Annotated in this window: 3 protein-coding genes and 1 rRNA gene; all 4 read left to right on the forward strand. The window is 68.4% G+C overall.

Annotation, left to right across the window (positions count from 1 at the left end):
• Nucleotides 1–564, forward strand: a 564-nt coding sequence (locus tag ACZ6CZ_RS37865) for an ABC transporter ATP-binding protein (protein WP_469030643.1), incomplete at its 5' end; no start/stop codon positions are given.
• Nucleotides 561–1,283, forward strand: coding sequence for an ABC transporter permease (locus ACZ6CZ_RS37870; protein WP_145799992.1), 723 nt, complete (start codon nt 561–563; stop codon nt 1,281–1,283). The genes ACZ6CZ_RS37865 and ACZ6CZ_RS37870, both read left to right, overlap by 4 nt.
• Nucleotides 1,284–1,362: 79 nt before the next feature.
• Complete coding sequence (gene proC, locus ACZ6CZ_RS37875) at nt 1,363–2,172, forward strand: pyrroline-5-carboxylate reductase (protein WP_398391156.1); 810 nt, start codon at nt 1,363–1,365, stop codon at nt 2,170–2,172.
• Nucleotides 2,173–2,923: 751 nt separating this feature from the next.
• Nucleotides 2,924–3,279 (forward strand): 16S ribosomal RNA (locus ACZ6CZ_RS37880); the annotation flags it as partial.

Here is a 3,279-nt window from a genome sequence, read left to right on the forward strand (position 1 = left end):
CGCCCCGCCGGGGATCCGGCCCTGCGCCCCCGCATCGGCTACGTCACCCAGGCGCCCTCCGTCTACACCGATCTCACCGTCCGACAGAACCTCGACTACTTCGCCGCCGTCCTGCACCCCGGCCGCGCCCACCGGAACACCCGCCGCGACGCCGTCGCCCGCGCCATCGGGGACGTCGATCTCACGAGCCGCGCCGACGCCCTCACTGGTGCGCTCTCCGGCGGCCAGCGCAGCCGGGTCTCCCTGGCGGTCGCCCTCCTCTCCACCCCGGACCTGCTGGTCCTGGACGAGCCGACCGTCGGGCTCGACCCCGTACTCCGCCGGGACCTCTGGGACCTCTTCCACCGCCTGGCCGCCGACCGCGGCACCGCGCTGCTGATCTCCTCGCACGTGATGGACGAGGCCGAACGCTGCCACCGCCTCCTCCTGATGCGGGAGGGCCGGATCCTCGCCGAGGACACACCCGAGGCCCTGCGCCGCCGCACCGGCACGGAGACCGTCGAGGACGCGTTCCTCCACCTGGTCGACGAAGCCGCACCCCGCACCGAGGGAGTCCGAGGATGACCGCCACCGCCGGCCGCGTCCTGCGCCAGCTGACCCACGACCCCCGCACGATCGCGCTCCTGGTGGTCGTCCCGGTCCTGCTGATCACCCTGCTCCGGTACGTCTTCGACGGCGCGGCCGGGACCTTCGACTCCACCGGGGCCTCCCTGCTCGGGATCTTCCCGCTGATCACGATGTTCCTGGTGACCTCGATCGCCACCCTGCGCGAGAGGACCTCGGGCACCCTCGAACGCCTCCTGGCCCTGCCGCTCGGCAAGGGCGGCCTGATCGGGGGGTACGCCCTCGCGTTCGGCGCGGTCGCGGTCGTCCAGTCGGCGTTCGCCACGGCGGTCTCCGTCCTGCTGCTGGGGCTGGACGTGGCCGGCTCGGCCTGGCTGCTGCTCCTGGTCGCCCTGCTCGACGCCCTGCTCGGCACCGCACTGGGCCTGTTCGTCTCGGCGTTCGCCGCCTCCGAGTTCCAGGCGGTCCAGTTCATGCCGGCCGTGATCTTCCCCCAGCTCCTGCTCTGCGGCCTGTTCACCCCGCGCGAGGCGATGCACCCGGTCCTGGAGGCGATCTCCCATGCCTTGCCCATGTCGTACGCCGTGGACGGCATGAACCAGGTCCTCCACCACACCGGGATCACCGGCGACTTCGTGCGCGACATCACCGTGGTCGCGGGCAGCGCCCTCCTCGTCCTCTGCCTCGGCGCGATCACCCTCCGCCGCCGGACACCGTGAACACCCCGATGCGAGGATGACGGGGAAGCAGCACGGTCCGGCCCAGAGCACAGCCCAGCACCGCCCGGAGGGTGAACGCATGACCCAGACAGTCGCAGTCCTCGGCACCGGAAAGATCGGCGAGGCCCTGCTCAGCGGGATGATCCGGGCAGGCTGGCGACCGGCCCACCTGCTGGTGACCACCCGCCGGGACGAACGCGCCCGGGAACTGCACACGCGGTACGGGGTCGACTCCGTCACCAACGCGGAGGCGGCCAAGAACGCCGACGTCCTCATCCTCGCGGTCAAGCCGCAGGACATGGGCAAGCTCCTGGACGAGCTCGCCCCGCACGTCACCGCCGACCGGCTGGTCATCAGCGCCGCGGCCGGCATCACCACCGCGTTCATCGAGGACCGGCTCGCCTCCGGCACCCCGGTCGTCCGGGTCATGCCGAACACGCCGGTCCTCGTCGACGAGGGCATGTCCGTCATCTCCGCCGGCAGCCACGCCACCGGCGCGCACCTGGCCACCGCCGAAGAGATCTTCGGAGGCGTCGGCAAAACCCTGCGCGTACCGGAGTCCCAGCAGGACGCGGCCACCGCCCTTTCCGGCTCCGGCCCCGCCTACTTCTACTTCCTGGTCGAGGCCATGACCGACGCGGGCATCCTGCTCGGCCTGCCCCGCGCCCAGGCACACGACCTCATCGTCCAGGCCGCCATCGGCGCGGCCGTCATGCTCCGGGACAGCGGTGAGCACCCGGTCAAGCTGCGCGAGGCCGTCACCAGCCCGGCCGGCACGACGATCAGCGCCATCCGGGAACTGGAGAACCACGGGGTACGCGCGGCCCTCATCGCCGCCCTGGAAGCGGCCCGCGACCGCAGCCGCGCCCTGGCCTCCGGCAACGGCTGAGCCCTGCCCGGGCGCACCGCCCGCCCCCGGCCGCAGGCGCTACCGGCCGGGGGTTGACACGCCCAGGACGCATCCGTAGTGTGCTCCGAGTTGTCCGACGTGAGCGCCGACCCCGGTCGGTCCCCGGACAGCCATTCCGCAGTAACCACGACAGACACGCGACTTCGGGTCGCATGTCTTTTCGTGCGCCTATGCGAAATGAGGAATCCACGTTCGAAGGAACGCACCCCGATTAGCGTCGGGGCGCAGGAATCCGCTAAAGTCTCACTCGTCGGAACGGCCCAACGGCCGGGAAGACGAATCCCGCTGACTGGGAATCAGGCCCGAAAGGATCTGATAGAGTCGGACTCGCCGGAAAGGGAGAACGCGGAAGCGGGGAACCTGAAAAGCGAAAAGGCAGGGCCCGCTTCGACCGGGAATCGGACACGGAAGAGTCTGATAGAGTCGGAAACGCAAGACAGCAAGACAAAAAAGAAGTGAAACGAAGGGAAGCGCCCGGAGGGCCCCGGTGAGACGGGACCGAAGGAAGCGTCCGTTCCTTGAGAACTCAACAGCGTGCCAAAAGTCAACGCCAGATATGTTGATACCCCGGCCTGCACCTGGTGCAGGTTGGTGGTTCCTTTGAAAAGTCCCATCGGTGCCGTTTCGGTGTCCGGTGGGCGATGACACAGCGAGGACGCTGTGAACAACGGGTCTTATTCCGACCAGTTGTTCCGCTCTCGTGATGTGTGCACCCGATCACGGGTAAACATTCACGGAGAGTTTGATCCTGGCTCAGGACGAACGCTGGCGGCGTGCTTAACACATGCAAGTCGAACGATGAAACCCTTCGGGGTGGATTAGTGGCGAACGGGTGAGTAACACGTGGGCAATCTGCCCTTCACTCTGGGACAAGCCCTGGAAACGGGGTCTAATACCGGATAATACTCTGTTCCGCATGGGACGGGGTTGAAAGCTCCGGCGGTGAAGGATGAGCCCGCGGCCTATCAGCTTGTTGGTGGGGTAATGGCCTACCAAGGCGACGACGGGTAGCCGGCCTGAGAGGGCGACCGGCCACACTGGGACTGAGACACGGCCCAGACTCCTACGGGAGGCAGCAGTGGGGAA

The sequence above is a fragment of the Streptomyces sp. NPDC041135 genome (genome assembly GCF_055592085.1).

Excerpts from the sequence above, each read along its gene's own strand:
- ACZ6CZ_RS37870 (WP_145799992.1), top strand. The coding sequence starts at position 561 with ATGACCGCCACCGCCGGCCGCGTCCTGCGCCAGCTGACCCACGACCCC.
- proC (WP_398391156.1), top strand. The coding sequence starts at position 1,363 with ATGACCCAGACAGTCGCAGTCCTCGGCACCGGAAAGATCGGCGAGGCC.